Annotated in this window: 17 protein-coding genes and 1 pseudogene; 4 read left to right on the forward strand and 14 right to left on the reverse strand. The window is 68.8% G+C overall.

Annotation, left to right across the window (positions count from 1 at the left end):
- Positions 1-5: 5 nt before the first annotated feature.
- From ACZ7M2_RS37390 to ACZ7M2_RS37405, 4 genes are all read right to left on the reverse strand, one after another.
- Complete coding sequence (locus ACZ7M2_RS37390; RefSeq protein ID WP_101406107.1) at positions 6-377, reverse strand: FKBP-type peptidyl-prolyl cis-trans isomerase; 372 nt, start codon at positions 375-377, stop codon at positions 6-8.
- Positions 378-446: 69 nt separating this feature from the next.
- Entirely contained in the window at positions 447-1,454 is a 1,008-nt protein-coding gene (locus ACZ7M2_RS37395; RefSeq protein WP_471599069.1) for an FKBP-type peptidyl-prolyl cis-trans isomerase, read from the reverse strand.
- A gap of 129 nt (positions 1,455-1,583) precedes the next feature.
- Positions 1,584-2,945 carry a Pup--protein ligase gene (pafA, locus tag ACZ7M2_RS37400; RefSeq protein ID WP_054231169.1) on the reverse strand — a complete coding sequence of 454 codons (1,362 nt, stop codon included), beginning with the start codon at positions 2,943-2,945 and terminating at the stop codon, positions 1,584-1,586.
- A gap of 9 nt (positions 2,946-2,954) precedes the next feature.
- Positions 2,955-4,214: an MFS transporter gene (locus tag ACZ7M2_RS37405; protein WP_471599070.1), complete on the reverse strand. Its 1,260-nt coding sequence runs from the start codon at positions 4,212-4,214 to the stop codon at positions 2,955-2,957.
- A gap of 124 nt (positions 4,215-4,338) precedes the next feature.
- Between ACZ7M2_RS37405 and ACZ7M2_RS37410 the strand changes: the two genes are divergently transcribed.
- A complete protein-coding gene (locus ACZ7M2_RS37410) occupies positions 4,339-5,355 on the forward strand; it encodes a LacI family DNA-binding transcriptional regulator (RefSeq protein ID WP_471599071.1) in 1,017 nt (338 codons plus the stop codon).
- 194 nt (positions 5,356-5,549) lie between these two features.
- On the opposite strand, the gene prcA is transcribed toward ACZ7M2_RS37410, so the two are convergent.
- From prcA to arc, 6 genes and pseudogenes are all read right to left on the reverse strand, one after another.
- Complete coding sequence (prcA, locus tag ACZ7M2_RS37415) at positions 5,550-6,296, reverse strand: proteasome subunit alpha (protein WP_067365348.1); 747 nt, start codon at positions 6,294-6,296, stop codon at positions 5,550-5,552.
- 58 nt (positions 6,297-6,354) lie between these two features.
- Entirely contained in the window at positions 6,355-7,200 is an 846-nt protein-coding gene (gene prcB / locus ACZ7M2_RS37420; protein WP_403694564.1) for a proteasome subunit beta, read from the reverse strand.
- Positions 7,152-7,379, reverse strand: a pseudogene (locus ACZ7M2_RS37425) (endonuclease VII domain-containing protein); the annotation flags it as partial. The gene prcB and the pseudogene ACZ7M2_RS37425, both read right to left, overlap by 49 nt.
- A gap of 216 nt (positions 7,380-7,595) precedes the next feature.
- A complete protein-coding gene (locus ACZ7M2_RS37430; protein WP_060902297.1) occupies positions 7,596-7,814 on the reverse strand; it encodes a ubiquitin-like protein Pup in 219 nt (72 codons plus the stop codon).
- 166 nt (positions 7,815-7,980) lie between these two features.
- On the reverse strand, positions 7,981-9,492 hold the full coding sequence (dop, locus tag ACZ7M2_RS37435; RefSeq protein WP_343323942.1) for a depupylase/deamidase Dop: 1,512 nt from the start codon (positions 9,490-9,492) through the stop codon (positions 7,981-7,983).
- A 234-nt stretch (positions 9,493-9,726) separates the two neighbouring features.
- Complete coding sequence (gene arc, locus ACZ7M2_RS37440; RefSeq protein ID WP_099923559.1) at positions 9,727-11,493, reverse strand: proteasome ATPase; 1,767 nt, start codon at positions 11,491-11,493, stop codon at positions 9,727-9,729.
- A 253-nt stretch (positions 11,494-11,746) separates the two neighbouring features.
- Here arc and ACZ7M2_RS37445 point away from each other — a divergent pair, with 253 nt between their 5' ends.
- Positions 11,747-12,052, forward strand: a complete 306-nt coding sequence (locus tag ACZ7M2_RS37445) for a ferredoxin (protein WP_352052349.1) — start codon at positions 11,747-11,749, stop codon at positions 12,050-12,052.
- A 48-nt stretch (positions 12,053-12,100) separates the two neighbouring features.
- On the opposite strand, the gene ACZ7M2_RS37450 is transcribed toward ACZ7M2_RS37445, so the two are convergent.
- From ACZ7M2_RS37450 to ACZ7M2_RS37460, 3 genes are all read right to left on the reverse strand, one after another.
- A complete protein-coding gene (locus ACZ7M2_RS37450) occupies positions 12,101-12,679 on the reverse strand; it encodes a hypothetical protein (protein ID WP_471599072.1) in 579 nt (192 codons plus the stop codon).
- A 266-nt stretch (positions 12,680-12,945) separates the two neighbouring features.
- Positions 12,946-13,848, reverse strand: coding sequence for a tRNA (adenine-N1)-methyltransferase (locus ACZ7M2_RS37455; protein WP_054231160.1), 903 nt, complete (start codon positions 13,846-13,848; stop codon positions 12,946-12,948).
- 52 nt (positions 13,849-13,900) lie between these two features.
- Positions 13,901-15,526, reverse strand: a complete 1,626-nt coding sequence (locus ACZ7M2_RS37460) for a site-2 protease family protein (RefSeq protein ID WP_471599073.1) — start codon at positions 15,524-15,526, stop codon at positions 13,901-13,903.
- Between the two features lie 187 nt (positions 15,527-15,713).
- Here ACZ7M2_RS37460 and ACZ7M2_RS37465 point away from each other — a divergent pair, with 187 nt between their 5' ends.
- Positions 15,714-16,691 carry a RecB family exonuclease gene (locus tag ACZ7M2_RS37465; RefSeq protein WP_471599074.1) on the forward strand — a complete coding sequence of 326 codons (978 nt, stop codon included), beginning with the start codon at positions 15,714-15,716 and terminating at the stop codon, positions 16,689-16,691.
- A gap of 63 nt (positions 16,692-16,754) precedes the next feature.
- A complete protein-coding gene (locus tag ACZ7M2_RS37470) occupies positions 16,755-17,429 on the forward strand; it encodes a response regulator (RefSeq protein WP_075027695.1) in 675 nt (224 codons plus the stop codon).
- A gap of 114 nt (positions 17,430-17,543) precedes the next feature.
- Here ACZ7M2_RS37470 and ACZ7M2_RS37475 read toward each other — a convergent pair whose 3' ends face one another.
- Complete coding sequence (locus tag ACZ7M2_RS37475) at positions 17,544-19,127, reverse strand: ABC transporter substrate-binding protein (protein WP_471599075.1); 1,584 nt, start codon at positions 19,125-19,127, stop codon at positions 17,544-17,546.
- Positions 19,128-19,136 lie beyond the last annotated feature (9 nt).

Below are 19,136 nucleotides of genomic sequence, written 5' to 3' on the forward strand. Positions count from 1 at the left end.
GTGGATCAGACCGCGACCAGGTCGCAGACGAAGATCAGCGTCTCGCCGGGGCCGATTCGGCCACCGGCGCCACGGTCGCCGTAGGCGAGGTGTGCCGGGATGACCAGCTGGCGACGGCCGCCGACCTTCATGCCCTGCACACCCTGGTCCCAGCCGCTGATGACCTGACCGACACCGAGCTGGAACTCCAGCGGGGTGCCGCGGTTCCAGGAGGCGTCGAACTCCTCGCCGGTGGAGAAGGCCACGCCCACGTAGTGGACCTTGACGAAGTCGCCGGCCTTGGCGACCTGGCCTTCGCCCTCCCAGATGTCCTTGATCTCGAGGTCCGCCGGGGGCTCGCCGCCCGGGAAGTCGATCTCGGGCTTCTCGATGCTCACGTCTCTAGCTCCTGCTTGTTCGCGTAAAGGCCTTAAAGCAACACCGACAGTCTCACATCCCGCAACGCGTTACATCTTGGCCAGGATGTCCACCGAGAACACCAGGGTGGAGTCCTTCTTGATGCCACTGCCGCTCGGCGGGTTGTTGCCGTAGCCCAGCGCCGGGGGAATGGTGATGAGGACGCGGCTGCCCACCTTCTTGCCGGTCAGGCCCTGCGCCCAGCCCTTGACGACCTGCTGCAGCGAGAACGACGCCAGCCGGCCGCTGCTGTACGTCGAGTCGAACTCCTTGCCGGTGTCCCAGAGCACGCCCTTGTACTGCACCAGGACGCTGCTGTCCGCCTTGACCTCGTCGCCGTCGCCCTCGAGGACGTAGTTCGCCACGAGCTTCGTCGGGGCCGTCGCCTTCGGCACGTCGATGGAGGGGGCCTTGCCGTCGGTGTTGGTGCCGACCTTCGGGAGGGCGGCGTCGCTCTGCGCGACCTCCTTGCCCTGGGCGGAGCTCTTCGCGTTGAAGGTGTTCTCGATGTCGACGACGAACACCAGCGTGTCGGTGCCCTTGATGCCCGCCTGCGTGTTGCCCTGCGAGCCGTAGCCCCAGGTGGGCGGCACGGACATCTGGACGCGGCTGCCGACCTTCTTGCCCACCAGGGCATAGCGCCAGCCGTCGATGATGCCGCCCTGCGCGAGCTGGATGATCAGCGGCGTCTTACGGTCGTAGGAGTTGTCGAAGACCTTGGCGGTGTCCCAGATCTGGCCGAGGTAGTTGGCCTGGATGTAGTCGTTCTCCGCGACCGTCTTGCCGCCGCCCGCGATGACCGTCTTGACCGCCAGATCCTTCGACGGGGAGCCGCTGCCCTTGGCCACGGTCGGCTTCTCACCGAACTTCGCCCCGGCCGTGATCGCCGGCAGCGGACCGTCGACGATCTTCGGCGGCGGCGCCGCCGAGGCGGACGCGGCGGCCGACGGGGACGGGCTACTGGTGCTGGACTTGGCCTTGTCCGACTTGTCGTCACCGCATCCGGCGAGCGTGACCAGTCCGGCGGGTACGGCAATCATGAGGGAGCGTCGGCGCACGGTGAGGGCCTCGTATCGATCGATCTTGGTTGATGGCGTGCGCGCAACTCTACGACGTGAGAAGGGCGCCGTACGGAAAACGTACGGCGCCCCGCGTTGCGTTCCGCCATCACACCCGGAACTCAGCGCTCACATTCCCGCGATCAGCTTCTCCACCCGGTCGTCGACCGAACGGAACGGGTCCTTGCACAACACCGTGCGTTGTGCCTGGTCGTTGAGCTTGAGGTGGACCCAGTCGACGGTGAAATCGCGGCGCTGCTCCTGAGCGCGCCGGATGAAGTCGCCGCGCAGCCGGGCCCGAGTGGTCTGCGGCGGCACGGACTTGCCTTCGAAGATCTTCAAATCGTTGCAGATCCGGGTGGCTTGTCCCTTCCTCTCCAGCAGGTAGTACAGACCACGACGCCGGTGGATGTCGTGATATGCGAGGTCTATCTGCGCGACCCGGGGATGCGACATCGTCATGTTGTGCTTGGCCCGGTACCGCTCGATGAGCTTGTACTTCATCACCCAGTCGATTTCGGTACCGATACGGTCGAGGTCCTCGGCCTCGATCGCGTCGAGCGTGCGGCCCCACAGTTCGAGCACCTGCTCGACCGTGCCGGTGCGGATGCCGCGGCGCTCGCAGAAGTCCACGGCCTTCTCGAAGTACTCCCGCTGCACTTCCAGCGCGGAGGCCTCCCGGCCGCTGGCCAGACGCACCTTGCGCCGGCCCGTGATGTCGTGACTGACCTCGCGGATCGCCCGAATGGGGTTCTCCAGGGTGAGGTCGCGCATGACCGTACCGGCCTCGATCATGCGCAGTACCAGGTCGGTGGCGCCGACCTTGAGGAGCATCGTCGTCTCGGACATGTTCGAGTCACCGACGATGACGTGCAGCCGCCGGTAACGCTCGGCGTCGGCGTGCGGTTCGTCGCGGGTGTTGATGATCGGCCGGGAGCGGGTCGTCGCCGAGCTGACGCCCTCCCAGATGTGCTCGGCGCGCTGGCTCACGCAGTACACGGCGCCGCGCGGAGTCTGCAGCACCTTGCCGGCACCGCACAGCAGCTGCCGGGTGACCAGGAAGGGAATGAGAATGTCCGCGAGCCGGGAGAACTCCCCGTGCCGGGCCACCAGATAGTTCTCGTGGCACCCGTAGGAGTTGCCCGCCGAGTCGGTGTTGTTCTTGAACAGATAGACGTCGCCCGCGATTCCTTCCTCGTGCAGGCGTCGTTCGGCGTCGACCAGGAGTCCTTCGAGAATGCGCTCGCCGGCCTTGTCGTGGGTGACGAGTTCCGTCACGTTGTCACATTCGGGTGTCGCGTATTCCGGATGTGATCCCACGTCGAGATAGAGGCGGGCACCGTTCCGCAGAAAGACATTGCTGCTGCGGCCCCATGACACGACACGGCGGAAGAGGTACCGCGCCACCTCGTCGGGAGACAGGCGACGCTGTCCCCTGAACGTACACGTGACGCCGTACTCGTTCTCCAGCCCGAAAATGCGGCGGTCCATGACTGAACATTACGCCCGATCCCCCGAGCTGAAACGGGGTTCGACGGCACGGTTTGGATCATTTTCCGATGAGACCGCAACGACCGCACCGTCCCCGGTAGCTGCGAGGACCCGCCCCGTGGCCAGCAGAACCACCAACGCGGCGGCACCCGCGGCACCCGGCAGGGCGAAGCCCCACACCGCCCCGCCCCACTCGACGACCGGGCCCGCGAGGCCCGTTCCGACCGACGCGCCCACGGTGAACGTCGTCACAAGCCAGGAGAACGCCTCGGTGACGGTGCCCCTGGGCGCGTGCCGGTCGACGATGATGAAGGCGCAGGCGATGCAGGGCGCCAGGAAGACCCCGGCGAGTGCCGCTAGGGCCGTCATGGCGACCACGCCCGGCATCAGCACGAGTGGCAGATAACACACCGCCAGAAGGGCGACCAGCACCCGCAGTCGCCGTTCGGGCGCGCCGCTCCACCGCCGCGCCCCGTACGCCGTCCCACCGACGAGGGCCCCGAGCCCCACGGCCGCCATCAGCCAGCCGTACACCGCGTCGCCGCCGTGGTCGTCGGCGTACGACACCGCGGCGACCGTGATCGAGCCGAGCGCGATCCCCACGAACAGGAACGCGCCGAGCAGCGCCAGCAGCCCGGGTGAGCGCAACGCGCCGAGCCAGTGCGCCTCGCGCGGTGCCGAACGCCACGCGCGCGAGGGTGGCGAGAGGACCACGGAGAGGGCGCCCAGCACCCCGACGACGTTCAGGATCAGCAGCGCCGCCCGGGCGGACCAGAGCGAGGCACACAGGGTCAGCAGCAACGGTCCGACGGTGAACATGACTTCCTGCGCCACGGCGTCCATCGCGTACGCGGTGTGCACCTGCTCCTCCCGGCGCAGCACGGAGGGCCACAACGCCCGCAGACCGCCCTCCAGGGGCGGCGTGAAGAGCCCGGCGACGACCATCGCCAGATACGCCACCGGCAGCGGGTCGGTGCCCGAGAAGGCGAAGACGCCCATCCCGAGGGCCGAGACAAGCGCGGCCGGCAACTGGACACGCGGCTGCCCGTACAGATCCACGAGCCGCCCGAGGAGCGGCTGCCCCACGGCATTGCCCACCCCGTACACGGCCGCGAGCGCACCGGCCAGGCTGTACGTCCCGCCCTCCGCCCGGACGAAGAGCACGACGGCGATGGCGGCGGTGGCGTTCGGCAGCCGCCCGGTGAGCGTGCCGGCGAGCAGCCGTGCGGCGTGCCTCGCCCTGAGGATCTCCAGGTATCCAGCGGCCATGTCATGCCCTTCCGGTCACGCGTGACGTCCGACTGGTCATGCACACGAGGTTTTACGTATAACTTCCTGTGTCATACGTACCATGTGCCCAGTCCGCGAGTCCAGACGAAGGAGCAGGTCGCCGGTGGCACGAGGTAGCACCCGCCCGACGAGCCGTGACGTCGCCCAGGCCGCCGGGGTGTCCCAGGCCGCGGTCTCCCTGGTGCTGGGCGACAAGTGGCGCGGCCGGGTCTCGGAGACGACCGCGGAACGCGTCCGCGAGGCCGCCCAGGAGCTCGGCTACCGCCCGAACCTGGCCGCCCGCAACCTCCGCCTGGGCCGTACCCGTACGGTCCTCCTGGTGGTCCCGGCGCTGACCACCGAGTTCTTCGCCGGGGTCTACACCGGCGCGGCCCGCGTCGCGGCGGAACACGGCTTCGGCGTGGTCCTGTACCCCTCCCCCGAGGGCATCGGCCCCGCCCGTGACCCGTTCGGCTCCGCGGCGGCCGCCCTGGACGGCGTCATCGCCTCCTCCATGGCCGCGGACGCCCTGACCGCCATCCGGGGCGACCAGCTCCCCCTGGTGATGCTCGACAGCGACCCCGAAGGCAGCCTGGGCGCGGCCACCGTCAATCTCGACATCACGGACGGCGTACGACAGGTGGCCGAGCACCTCCTGTCCCTGGGCCACCGCCGTTTCCTCCATCTGGCGGCGGACATCCCGTCCTGGACCTTCGAGGTACGCGCCCGGGAACTGGCCGAGCGCCTGTCCGAGGTCCCCGGCACGGACCTCCGCACCACCCGGGCCCCGATCTCCATCGAGGACGCGGTGGCCGCCGCGGGATCGGCCCTGGCCGTCCCCGGCTCCCGCCCCACCGCCCTGGTCTGCGACGACGACAAACTGGCGGCAGGCGCCTACAAGGCGGCCCGCCGCCTGGGCCTGCGCATCCCCGAGGACCTCTCCGTCACGGGCGTGGACGACCTGGCCCTGGCCCAGGCCATCGACCCGGAGCTCACCACCGTCCGCCTGGACGCGGAACGCTTCGGCGAACGCGGCATGGAAGCCCTCCTGGCCGTCCTGGACGGCCGGACACCCCCCGTGAGCGACATCCCGGTACAGCTGGTCGTACGAGGCTCCACGGCCCCACCGGGCGCCGCGTAGACCGCACACCCCACGCGCCCGCAGCCGCCGATGCACGAAAGGGCCCGTGCCGGTACATCAAAGCCCGTCGCTCACGTCCGGGTCTGGAAACGGCTCCCCATAGGGCAACGTCTGATCCGGCGGCGACGGGCTGATGTACCGGCACGGCCCCGCCCCACCCACCGGCACCCGGCGGGCAGGGCGAAGACGCACAGTCACTCCTCGTCTTCGGCGTCCTCGGCCTCCGTGGCGGTCTCCGCGCCGCCCTCCTCCAGCAGACGGTCCAGCTGACGCCCGACGATCCGCCTGAACTTGCGCTGCTGCGGACGCGTACGGTCCAGGACCGCGACCTCCAGGCGCTCCGCGGGGATCTCCCGCTCGCCCCCGTTCGGCTCCCTGGACAGCGACTGCACGGCCAGCTTCAGCGCCTCCGCCAGCGACATCCCGTCCTGGTGGCGCTGGTCCAGATAACTGCTGATCTGCTCGGCATTGCCGCCCACCGCGACGGACCCGTGCTCGTCCACGATGGATCCGTCGTGCGGCAGCCGATAGATCTGGTCGCCCTCGGGGGTCTCCCCCACCTCGGCGACGACGAGCTCCACCTCGTACGGCTTCTCGGCGGCCGAGGAGAAGATCGTGCCCAGCGTCTGTGCGTACACATTCGCCAGACCACGGGCGGTCACATCATCACGGTCATAGGTGTAACCCCGCAGATCGGCATAGCGCACGCCGCCGATCCGCAGATTCTCGTATTCGTTGTACTTGCCGGCGGCCGCGAAGCCGATCCGGTCGTAGATCTCGCTGAACTTGTGCAGCGCACGGGACGGGTTCTCGCCGACGAACACAATGCCGTCGGCGTACTGCAGCACAACGAGGCTGCGACCGCGGGCGATGCCCTTACGGGCGTACTCCGCCCGGTCGGCCATGGCCTGCTGGGGTGAGACATAGAACGGCGTCGACACCGGTTATCCGTCCCTTTCTGTCGAAGTCACTGGGTCACCTTGGCAAAAGGAGCCGGGCTCAGAGCAGCGCGGCCCGCGGACCGTCCGGCTGCTCCAGACGCCGCTCCAGAATCGCGCGGGCGATGTCGGAGGACTCGTCGTCGGTGAGCCTGCGGAAGCCGTCCTCGGTGATCACGGTGACGATCGGGTAGATCCGGCGGGCGACGTCGGGACCACCGGTCGCCGAGTCGTCGTCGGCCGCGTCGTACAGCGCCTGGATGACGAGGGTCGTGGCCTGCTCTTCGGTCAGGTCGTCGCGGTAGAGCTTCTTCATGGCACCGCGCGCGAAGATCGAGCCGGAGCCGGTGGAGGCGTAGCCGTGCTCCTCGGAGCGGCCGCCCGTGACGTCGTAGGAGAAGATGCGGCCCTTGTCGCGGTCCACGTCGTAACCCGCGAAGAGGGGGACCACGGCGAGGCCCTGCATGGCCATGCCGAGGTTGGAGCGGATCATGGTGGAGAGCCGGTTCGCCTTGCCCTCCAGGGAGAGCGTGGTGCCCTCCACCTTCTCGAAGTGCTCCAGCTCCAGCTGGAACAGCTTGACCATCTCGACGGCCAGACCGGCCGTACCGGCGATGCCCACCGCCGAGTACTCGTCGGCCGGGAAGACCTTCTCGATGTCGCGCTGAGCGATCATGTTGCCCATGGTGGCCCGGCGGTCGCCGGCGAGGACGACCCCGCCGGGGAACGTGACGGCGACGATGGTCGTGCCGTGCGGGGCCTCGATCACGCCCTGGACGGGCGGCAGCTGCCGCTTGCCCGGCAGCATCTCCGGCTGGTGCTCGGACAGGAAGTCCATGAAGGACGACGAACCGGGCGTCAGGAAGGCAGCCGGTAGACGCCCGGTGCTACGAGTGTTGGCTTCCACGGGGATCCTTCCAAGTAGGCGGCAGCCCGACGAACAGCGTCGGGATCATCTCCCAACTTGCCGATGGCCGAATTGCAGTTGAAGCACAGTACGCCACGGACCCTACCCGTCTCGTGGCGTTGATCCACATGAACTGCGGGACCTTTCAAACCGATCCCGCAGAGCCCCATTGATGACGAGGAGCCGCCGTGATCTCACAGAGCCCTTTGATCTCACAGAGCCTTTTGATCACATGCAGCCCCAGGGAAGAGGCGACACCCTTTCGAGCGCCGGGCATCGCCGACGAAGGCTGCCCGCGGCCCGGTTTCCCGTCACCGCGAGCAGCACTTCACGCCCAGCCCTGCCGGCGCTCAGTCGCCTCCGAGTAAGGCCTTCGAATCGAAGGGAAAGGCGGCCTACTGGCCACCCTTCTGAACGAAAGAGCGCACGAAGTCCTCGGCGTTCTCCTCGAGGACATCGTCGATCTCGTCCAGAACCGAGTCGACGTCGTCGCTCAGCTTCTCCTGGCGTTCCTTGAGGTCGTCCGATACCTGCGCGTCCTGCGCCTGCTCCTCGACCTCCTCGGTGGAACGCGTCGCCTTCTGCTGTCCGCCGCCGGTGTCCTTGGTCGCCATAACCCTCACCCCGCTCGGTTCGACGTTCTTGATCAGACCCTACAAGCAGGGTCCGACATCGGCCCCGCAGTTGCTACAACGTCCGGGAGCCACCTCGATGATTCCCGGACGTCGCGTCTTTCCACCCCGTTGTGCCGCCCGGGCTCCGACGCCCCTGGCGGCCAGGTCAGCCGCCCGACAGGACCCTGACCAGGTCTTCCGCCGTACGGCAGCGGTCGAGGAGCTCCTTGACGTGATTACGCGTTCCGCGAAGCGGCTCCAGGGTTGGGACGCGCTGGAGCGAGTCCCGGCCCGGCAGATCGAAGATCACCGAGTCCCAGGAGGCCGCCGCCACATCGTCCGCGTACTGCTCCAGACAGCGCCCGCGGAAGTACGCACGGGTGTCCTCGGGCGGCTTCGTACGGGCCCGCTCGACGTCCCGCTCGTCCAGGAGCCGCTTCATCTTGCCGCGCGCCGCCAGACGGTTGTACAGGCCCTTCTCGGCCCGTACGTCGGCGTACTGGAGGTCGACCAGGTGCAGCCGTGCCGCGTCCCAGTCGAGGCCGTCACGGCGCCGATAGCCCTCCATGAGCTCACGCTTGGCGACCCAGTCGAGCTCCCCTGAGAGACTCATCGGATCGTTCTCCAGGCGGTTGAGAGTGTCCTCCCAGCGGGCCAGGACGTCCTTGGTCTGGTCGTCGGCGTCCGCCCCGAAGCGTTCCTCCACGTATTTGCGCGACAGCTCGAAGTACTCCATCTGGAGCTGCACCGCGGTCAGCGTGCGTCCGCTGCGCAGCGTGACGAGCCGCTTCAGCGTGGGGTCGTGCGAGACCTGGTGCAGCGTGCGCACGGGCTGGTCGACGGCCAGGTCGACGGCGATGAAGCCGTCCTCGATCATGGACAGGACCAGGGCGGTCGTGCCCAGCTTGAGGTAGGTCGAGATCTCCGACAGGTTCGCGTCACCGATGATCACGTGCAGCCTGCGGTACTTCTCGGCGTCCGCGTGCGGCTCGTCGCGGGTGTTGATGATGGGGCGCTTGAGCGTGGTCTCGAGGCCCACCTCGACCTCGAAGTAGTCCGCGCGCTGACTGAGCTGGAAGCCGTGCTCGTGCCCGTCCTGGCCGATACCGACGCGGCCCGCTCCGGTGACGACCTGGCGTGAGACGAAGAACGGCGTGAGGTGGCGCACGATGTCCGAGAAGGGGGTCTCCCGCTTCATCAGATAGTTCTCGTGCGTGCCGTACGAGGCGCCCTTGTTGTCGGTGTTGTTCTTGTAGAGGTGGATCGGCTGGGCGCCGGGGAGCTGGGCCGCGCGCTCCGCGGCCTCCGCCATGATGCGCTCGCCGGCCTTGTCCCACAGGACGGCATCCCACGGGTTGGTGACCTCGGGAGCGCTGTACTCCGGGTGCGCGTGGTCCACGTACAGCCGTGCGCCATTGGTGAGGATGACATTGGCCAGGCCGATGTCCTCGTCGGTGAGCTGGCTGGAGTCGGCGGCCTCGCGGGCGAGGTCGAAGCCTCGCGCGTCCCGCAGCGGGTTCTCCTCCTCGAAATCCCAGCGGGCGCGGCGCGCCCGGTGCATCGCCGCCGCGTACGCGTTGACGATCTGGGACGAGGTGAGCATGGCATTGGCGTTGGGGTGGCCGGGGACGGAGATCCCGTACTCCGTCTCGATGCCCATTACTCGCCGTACGGTCATGCGGCCCTCCTTGCCCGGCAGCGCCCTCGGTCGGGGGCGCTGCTCAAGTACCGCTGGTGCTCCGGTGCGTGTGCGGTGCCCGTCCCCGCAACGCGCGACTCGGCGGTACGAAAGAGCCTAGAACGCCTCTGCGCTGGTGGGGAGATCATTTGCGTCATTGCTCTGCTCCAGCCGTGCCCCGGAAAGCAGTCGGCTGCGGGTACCCGTGGAGGGCACCCGCAGCCGCCCTGTCTTTTACAGGTACTGCCCGGTGTTCGCCACCGTGTCGATGGAGCGTCCGGTGTCCGCACCCTGCTTTCCGGTGACGAGCGTACGGATGTAAACGATCCGTTCGCCCTTCTTTCCGGAGATTCGGGCCCAGTCGTCCGGGTTGGTGGTGTTCGGAAGGTCCTCGTTCTCCTTGAACTCGTCCACGCACGCCTGGAGGAGGTGGGAGACCCGAAGGCCCTTCTGGTTCTGCTCGAGGAAGGCCTTGATCGCTGCCTTCTTGGCGCGGCCGACGATGTTCTCGATCATGGCGCCCGAGTTGAAGTCCTTGAAGTACAGGACTTCCTTGTCGCCGTTGGCGTAGGTGACCTCGAGGAAGCGGTTTTCCTCGGACTCGGCGTACATCTGTTCCACAGCGGTCTGGATCATGCCGTGGACGGTGGCCGCCCGGTCCCCGCCGTGCTCTCCGAGGTCGTCGGAGTGCAGCGGGAGGCGTTGTGTGAGGTACTTGGCGAAGATGTCCTTGGCGGCCTCGGCGTCCGGGCGCTCGATCTTGATCTTCACATCGAGTCGTCCGGGGCGCAGGATCGCGGGGTCGATCATGTCCTCGCGGTTCGAGGCGCCGATCACGACCACGTTCTCCAGGCCTTCCACGCCGTCGATCTCGGCGAGCAGCTGGGGGACGATGGTGTTCTCCACGTCCGAGCTGACGCCCGATCCACGGGTGCGGAAGAGGGATTCCATCTCGTCGAAGAAGACGATGACGGGAGTGCCCTCGCTGGCCTTCTCACGAGCACGCTGGAAGACGAGGCGGATCTGCCGCTCGGTCTCGCCGACGTACTTGTTCAGAAGCTCGGGGCCCTTGATGTTGAGGAAGAAGCTCTTTCCGGTGGCCTGGCCGGTGACCTCGGCGACCTTTTTGGCCAGCGAGTTGGCGACCGCCTTGGCGATGAGCGTCTTACCGCATCCGGGAGGCCCGTACAGCAGCACACCCTTGGGCGGCCGCAGTTCGTGCTCCTTGAAGAGGTCGGGGTAGAGGTAGGGGAGCTCGACCGCGTCGCGGATCAGTTCGATCTGGTTTCCCAGGCCGCCGATCTGCTCGTAGCCGATGTCCGGAACCTCTTCGAGGACAAGCTCCTCGACCTCGCTCTTGGGGACAACTTCGTAGACATAGCCGGAACGCGGTTCGAGAAGCAGGGCGTCTCCAGGACGGATGGTGACGTCCAGCAGCGGCTCGGCGAGCCGTACCACCCGTTCCTCGTCGGTGTGCCCCACCACGAGGGCGCGTTCGCCGTCCTCGAGGATCTCCTTGAGGGTGACGATGTCGCCGACGCTCTCGTACTCCATGGCCTCGACCACGTTGAGAGCTTCGTTGAGCATCACTTCCTGGCCGCGCCTGAGCTCTTCGAGCTCGACGCTGGGGCTGACGTTCACCCGGAGCTTGCGGCCCCCGGTGAAGATGTCCGCCGTGCCGTCCTCGTTCGCCACGAGGAAGACACCGAAGCCCGCCGGCGGCTGCGCCAGCCGGTCGACCTCCTCCTTGAGGGCCACGATCTGGTCGCGGGCCTCACGGAGCGTGTTGGCGAGCCGCTCGTTCTGTGCGGACACGCCGGCCAGGTTGGTCTGCAGCTCGACGATCCGCTCTTCGAGAATCCTCGTGTGCCGCGGAGAGTCGGCGAGCTTGCGTCGCAGGACGGCGATCTCCTGCTCAAGGTAGGCAACCTGCCCGGCAGGGTCATCGGACCCTCGTCCCGGGCGGATGCCGCGGTTCATGTCGTCGTCGTGGGCTGCCACGGTCCTCACCTCCTCCAAGGGGAGCTGGACGCTTCCAGACCCTACCTGGGTGGGTGTCGATTGAAACCCCTAGATCACAAAGACTGTCGAGGTGTGTCCGATCTTCACCCTTGCGCTCTCCCTCACGCCAGGGGAATACCCACCGAACACGGTCGGGAAGCGGGCGGAGGTAGGGTCGACGTGTTCAACACCCGTCAGAGCTGGCCCGATTCCCCAGTCTTCGGATCGCTCGACGCAGGAAACGGCAGGAGAAATGACCGTGCAGCAGGAGGCCCCAGGCGACAGCGAGGCTCTCGAGGTCTGGATCGACCAGGATCTCTGTACCGGAGACGGTATCTGCGTCCAGTACGCGCCGGAGGTCTTCGAGCTGGACATCGACGGCCTGGCCTATGTGAAGAGCGCCGAGGACGAGCTCCTGCAGGCCCCGGGCGCCACAACGCCCGTACCGCTGACGCTTCTGCGGGATGTCGCCGACTCCGCGAAGGAGTGCCCGGGCGACTGCATCCACGTACGTCGAGTTTCGGACAGGGTCGAGGTCTACGGCCCCGACGCGGAGTGACCTGAAGGCCACTCCGCGTCACGATATGTCTCTTTTCTCACATGCTTCTCATGCGCTCTGGGACCCGGAGGGTGTCGAGCGGATGAACGTGCCGTTCTTCCACTGCCACTTGGCCTGCTCCTTCACGTCCGGGCAGCAACTCGGCACGTCGGCAGAGGAGTAGCCGAGCAGGGTCGCCGTGACGGCGCCGTCACGCACCGCGAAGTCGGTGACGTTGAGGCGGTCCTTCGGGTCGACCAGGGTGGCCACGACGCGGGGCTTCTTGGCTCCCGACCCGCCCTGGGTGATGACGTAGACGCCGTTGGGCGGGGTGCCGATGCCCGCGTCGCAGCGGACCACGGCCACGGTCTCCGGACTGCCGTCGCCGTCGAGGTCTCCGGACGCCTTCTTCTGCACGACGACCTTGACGGGCCCGCACTCGATCGGGAACGTGACGCCCGCGGGGTCCGGGGGCGCCGTCGCGGCCGGGGCGGACTTGGCCCCGGGGCGGGGCTGGGCAGCCGTCGCGGAGCCGGGCTGCAGGACCGAGGAGAGGGCGACGACTCCCGCCAGGGCGGTGGCCGTGGCGAGCCAGTGGATGGGCCGGGTGTGGGTGTGTGCCAGTTCCGGGACGACGGATTGCTGCACTAGGAGCGTCTCCTGGGAGGGCCGTGACGGTGGGGGTGGGGTGGCCAGCATGGTGCCACACGTCACAGTGGGGTGGAACGGCAGGGTCCGGACTTCTGGCGGCGCGTCAACGCGGCACGCCAACGGAAAGGGCTTGCGGCGGAGTTGCCCACCGGTTCCGCGGCCCCCGCGCGGGAACGCACCGCGGCCGAGCTCCCGAGTGCTTCCGGGAACTCGGCCACAGGTGTGGTGCGTTGAGTACGTCGACGGCGTGGGCGCCGGTCGGGTCAGCGGCCTGAGCCGCCGTCGGCGTTCGGGCCGGAGTAGTCCTCGCCGTAGGCACCCTTGGCGGGGCGGCGGCGGCGCATGGGCGGCTCGACGCCGTCCGCGAGGCGGCGGGCGGTGAGCAGGAAGCCGGTGTGGCCGATCATCCGGTGGTCCGGACGGACCGCCAGGCCCTCCACGTGCCAGTTGCGGATCATCGACTCCCACGCGGTCGGCTCGTTGAAGGAACCGATCTCACGGATGGACTCGACGGTGCGCGCGAGCTGGGTGGTGGTGGCGACGTAGCAGCACAGGATGCCGCCGGGGACCAGCGCCTTGGAGACGGCCTCCAGGCACTCCCAGGGGGCGAGCATGTCGAGGATGACGCGGTCGACATCGGTGTCGGACAGGTTGTCCTGGAGGTCGCCCACGGTGAGCTGCCAGGCGGGGTGCGGGCCGCCGAAGTAGCGCTCCACGTTCTGCTGGGCGATCTCCGCGAAGTCCTCGCGGCGCTCGTAGGAGTGGAGCATGCCCTGGTCGCCGATGGCGCGCAGCAGGAAGCTGCTGAGCGAGCCGGAGCCCACGCCCGCTTCCACGACGCGCGCGCCGGGGAAGATGTCGGCGAAGGCCAGGATCTGCCCCGCGTCCTTGGGGTAGACCACGGCGGCGCCGCGGGGCATGGACAGGACGTAGTCGGGGAGCAGGGGGCGCAGCGCGAGATAGGCGACGTTCCCCGTGGTGCGGACAACGCTGCCCTCGGGAGCGCCGATCAGCTCGTCGTGGGGGAAGGAACCCTTGTGGGTGTGGAAGTTCTTCCCGGCCTCGAGCGTGAACGTGTAGTGGCGGCCCTTGGGGTCGGTCAGCTGAACCTGGTCCCCGACCTTGAAGGGCCCGCGCCTGCGGGCGGCACCGGTCGGTTCGGACATGTGACCAGCCTACCGGTCCCTGCGCGGGGCGCCGACCACGTTCGGGCCGCGCTCAGGACGGGCGGGCCATGGCCTTGACGAAGGCTCGCTCGACGTCTGCCGCCGAGAGGACTCCGTAGATCTCGCCCGAATCCTCCACCACCAGGTACTCGGTCGCCGGGGTGGCACGGAGGGTGTCCAGGAGGGCCTCGCCGGCGAGCTCCGCGGAGACGCGCATGCCGTCGGTGAGGTCCTGGGCGAGGCCGCTGACGGCGACCCAGGGGCGGCGGTGCTCCGGTACGCCGACGATGGCGGCCTCGCGGACGAGGGAGAGCGGTTCGCCGTCGGCGTCGACGACGACCAGGGCGCGGGCGCCTGCTTCGTTGGCACGGCGCAGCGCCTCCGAGAGCGGGGTGCTGGTCTCGACCGGGACCGCGCGCCGGGTGAGTGAGCGGGCGCGCAGCTCGGGCAGGTGTTCGCGCAGACGGGCCATGCGGAGGCTGTTGCCGGCGCCGGTCCAGATGATCGCGGCGAGGATCGCGGCGAGCAGGGCGTCGGTGACCGTGTCCATGCCGCCGATGTTGTCCTGGGTGGCGCCGAGCGCTCCGGACTGGGTGAGTAGGGGCAGCCCGATCAGTACGGAGACGGCGAGGGCGCGGCCGACCCAGGCGGCGGCGATCGTGCCGCTCATCGGCCTGCCGGTGATCTTCCAGACGACGGCGCGGAGCATGCGGCCGCCGTCCAGGGGCAGGCCGGGGAGCAGGTTGAAGGCGGCCACGATGAGGTTGGAGATCATCAGGCCGGCCAGCAGCACACCGGGGACCGTGCCGGGCTCGACGGCCAGCATGGCGAGGTAGAAGAGGCCCGAGAGGACGAGGGAGAGCAGTGGTCCGACGAAGGACAGCACGAACTCACGGCCCGGGGTCTCGGCCTCCTTCTCGATCTCCGAGACACCGCCGAAGAACTGCAGCTGGATCCGGCGCACCGGCAGTTTGAAGCGCAGGGCGGCGACCGTGTGGGCCAGCTCGTGGACGAGGACGGAGGCGTAGAAGGCGACCGCGAAGAAGAGGGACACGAGGTAGCGCAGGGCGCCGAGTTCGGGCAGCACGCGGTCGAGCTGGCCGCCGAACACCCAGGTGATCAGCGCGGCCACGAGGAACCAGCTGGGCGCCACGTACACGGGCACACCGAACGGCCGCCCCATCAGCAGCCCGCCACCGGGCTCCCGGCCACGACGCGGGGGCTGCCGCTTGCCGGTACCGGTGCCGCTTCCGGAGTGGGCGAGGGTTCGGGGGGGTTCGGGCTCGGGGTGCGGGTGGCTTCCGGCGGAGGAGCCGTGGGACGCGTCCTGGGCGGACGACCCGGCCTCGTCCGGGGAACCGGAACCGGCGGGTGCCTCGACCTGGTCCGAGGAAGCGCCGGGCACCTCGGCCCCGTCCTCGGCCCCGCTCGAAGGGTCGCTGCGCGTCGCGGCCGCGCGGGCGGAGTCGGTGGGGTCGTGGGGCCGGTCGGGGGACGGGGCGGCCTCGGAGGTGCCCGGGGCCGTGGGTGGTGTCGGCCCGGTGGGGTGCTCGGGGCGCTCCGGTCCGGGGCGCGTGGCATCCGCGGCCGGGGCCGAGGAGGCCCGCTGCTCCCCGTGGCGCTCGGTCGCTTCGTCGGTGCCGGACCGCGGCTGCCCGCTCCCGCCGCTCTCGTCCACGATGTCCCCTCGTTCGAAGCGTCTCCCGCTCCCGATCATGCGAAGCAGGAGGGTCTGGGTCGATGGTATGCGTCCGTCGCGACGCGTTCCGCCCCGGCACCCCCTCTGTTTTCCGCTCCGTCGCACAAGCGCGCACAAGCCCCGACCGTGCACTCACTGTCAGTGGCGGGCCGTAAGGTCTGTGGACATGGAAACCAGCACCGGGGGCGCCGTGCCGCCCGAGCCGACCGAAGCCGTCACGGCCGAAGCCGCCGTGGCCGAAGCCGCCGTGGCCGAAGCGACGGACGCGTCGGCGGTTCCCGCGGCCCGCCGGGCCCTGGCTCCGAGCTCACTGTCGCCCTCACGGGCGGGCGACTTCATGCAGTGCCCGTTGCTCTACCGGTTCCGGGTGATCGACAGACTCCCCGAGAAGCCGAGCGAGGCGGCCACCCGCGGCACGCTGGTCCACGCGGTGCTGGAGCGCCTTTTCGACGCCCCGGCGGCGGAGCGCACGGCTCCGCGCGCCAAGTCACTCATTCCGGGGCAGTGGGACCGGCTGCGCGAGACGCGGCCGGAGGTCGTGGAGCTGTTCGCCGACGATCCCGAGGGCGAGCGGTTGACGCGCTGGCTCGGCGAGGCCGAGCAGCTGGTGGAGCGCTGGTTCAGTCTCGAGGACCCGACGCGGCTGGAGCCCGCCGAGCGTGAGCTGTCCGTCGAGGCCCGACTCGACTCCGGGCTGAAGCTGCGCGGCATCATCGACCGCGTCGACGTGGCCCCGACGGGCGAGGTCCGGATCGTCGACTACAAGACGGGCAAGGCGCCGCGGCCGGAGTACGCCGAGGGTGCGCTGTTCCAGATGAAGTTCTACGCCCTGGTGGTGTGGCGGCTGAAGCAGGTGGTCCCGCGCCGGCTCCAGCTCGTCTACCTCGGCAGCGGCGACGTGGTGACGTACGACCCGATGGTCGAGGACCTGGAGCGGGTCGAGCGCAAACTGCTCGCCTTGTGGGAGGCGATCCAGGAGGCCACCGAGACGGGCGACTGGCGACCGAGGCCCACCAAGCTCTGCGGCTGGTGCGACCACCAAGCGGTTTGTCCGGAATTCGGCGGTACTCCCCCGCCTTACCCGCTGCCGGTCAGGGCGCCGGATTCCGGCGTCGCCGAGCAGGGCAGAATGGGGCGGGACTAGGGCCTGTCCGGCGTTGTTGCTCACCTCCGGCCTGGTCCGCCGGACAGACCCAAGGAGACTTGCGTGGCCATCCGCGTCCTACTGGTCGACGACCAGCCGCTGCTGCGTACCGGCTTCCGGATGATTCTGGAGGCGGAGCAGGACATCGCGGTCGTCGGCGAGGCCGGTGACGGTCTGCAGGCACTGGATCAGGTACGTGCGCTGCAGCCCGATGTGGTTCTGATGGACATCCGTATGCCGAGGATGGACGGGGTGGAGGCGACCCGGCAGATCACCGGGCCGGGACGGGACGGGCCGGCCAAGGTGCTCGTCCTGACGACCTTCGACCTCGACGAGTACGTGGTGGAGGCACTGCGCGCCGGGGCCAGCGGCTTCCTCCTCAAGGACGCGCCGGCCAATGAGCTGGTGCAGGCGATCCGAGTGGTCGCCGCGGGCGAGGCGATGCTCGCGCCGAGCATCACCCGCCGGCTTCTCGACAAGTACGCGGGGCATCTGCCGTCGGGCGACGAGCCGGTGCCCGACACGCTGCACACCCTGACCGAGCGGGAGGTCGAGGTGCTGAAGCTGGTGGCGCGCGGCCTGTCGAACGCGGAGATCGCCGCCGACCTGTTCGTCAGCGAGACCACCGTCAAGACGCATGTGGGCCACGTGCTCACCAAGTTGGGGCTGCGCGACCGGGTGCAGGCCGCGGTGTACGCGTACGAGAGCGGTTTGGTGCGCCCGGGCGCACAGCAGTGACCCCCGGACGCCGTCCACTCCCCCAGGAGCTCGGCCGAGGGTCCCAGGAGCACGACCGAGGGCGCCCCTTCCACGAAGAGGGCGCCCTCGGCGTCGGTACCGGCGCTGGTGGAGTCAGTCCTTGCTGATCTCCCAGAAGCGGAACACCGTCGAGGCGTCGAGGCAGTTCTCGAGGCCGTAGACGTTGTCCCGCACGATCGCGTACTGCTTGGCCTGCCAGATCGGGAGGACCGGGAGGTCCTCGGCCACGATGCTCTGGATCTTGCCGTACTCGGTGTCGGTCGAGGAGCGGTCGCTCTGGGCGGCCGTCTTCGGGATGAGCCGCCCGGTGATCGTGCTGTTCGAGTAGTGGTTGCCCAGCACGTTGCCCTTGCCGAAGAAGGGGGCCGTGAAGTTGTCGGGGTCCGGGTAGTCGGGCACCCAGCCCTTCACATAGACGCCGTACTTGCCCTTGGCGATGTCCTTCTCGTACTGGTCGTACGCGACGGACTTCACGGTCGCGTCGAACAGCCCGCTGGCGTTGAGCTGCTGGGCGATCGCCTTGAACTCCTGGTCGGTGGCGGGGCCGTAGCGCGAGGGGGTCGACCAGAGCGTGAGCCTGACCTTGCCAGTGATGCCTTCGGCCCGGAGCGCTGCGGCGGCCTTCGTCCTCGACGGACGGGCGCCGTAGCGGTCGAAGAAGGCCGTGGTGTGGCCGGTGACACCGGCCGGGACGATCGAGTACAGCGGCGTCGCGGTGTCCTCGTAGACCTTGTTGACCAGGGCCTCGCGGTCGAGCAGATAGGCGATGGCCTTGCGCACGCCGAGCTTGCCCGCGACCGGGTCGTCCATGTTGAAGACCATGTGCTGGACCTCGGCGCTGGTGCCCTCGACGACGTTGACGCCCCTGCCGGTGGAGGTGTCGTTGCTGATGTCCGCGATGTCGTCGGCGGCGAGACCTCGGTAGGCGATGTCGACCTGGTGGTTCAGCAGCGCCTTCTTCAGAGCGGTCTGGTCGCCGTGGAAGAACTTCAGCGTGATGCCGGAGTTCTTCACCTTGGCGGTGCCCTTGTAGCTGTCGTTGACCGAGAAGACGGCCTGGTCCTTGCCGAAGGAGTCCAGCTTGTACGGGCCCGAGCCGACCGCCTGGTTGTCCCTGCGCAGCCCGTTGTCCGCGTACTGCCGGTGGTCCACGATCGAGCCGGCGCCGGAGGCGATCTTGCTGGGGAAGGTGGCGTCGGCGTACTTCAGCCTGAAGACGACGGTCTTCGCGTCCGGGGTCTGGACCGTGTCGAGCATGGGGAACATGACGGCCGGGCCGGAGGCGTCGTCGATCTTCAGAATGCGGTCGAAGGAGAACTTGACGTCCTCGGAGGTGAGGGCGTCACCGTTGCTGAACTTCAGGCCGTCCTGGAGCGTGCACGTGTAGACCTTGGTCGTGGCGTCCGAGAACGCGCACTCCTTGGCCGCCTCGGGAGCCGGCTCCGTGCCACCGTTGGGGAAGCTCAGCAACGACTGGAAGACGTTGTTGAACAACAGCCAGGATCCCGGGTCGTAGCCGGAAGCGGGGTCGGTGGCCAGGACGTCGTCGGACATCCCCATCACCAGGGCGGAGCCGGTACTGCCGGTGTCGCTCGTCTGCGAGCCGCAGCCGGCGAGCAGACCGACGGCCAGCCCCGTCGCGACGGACAGGACTGGCCACTGGTTGCGCATGTTCACGAGGAGGTG

This window comes from Streptomyces sp. NPDC111507 (assembly GCF_055638955.1).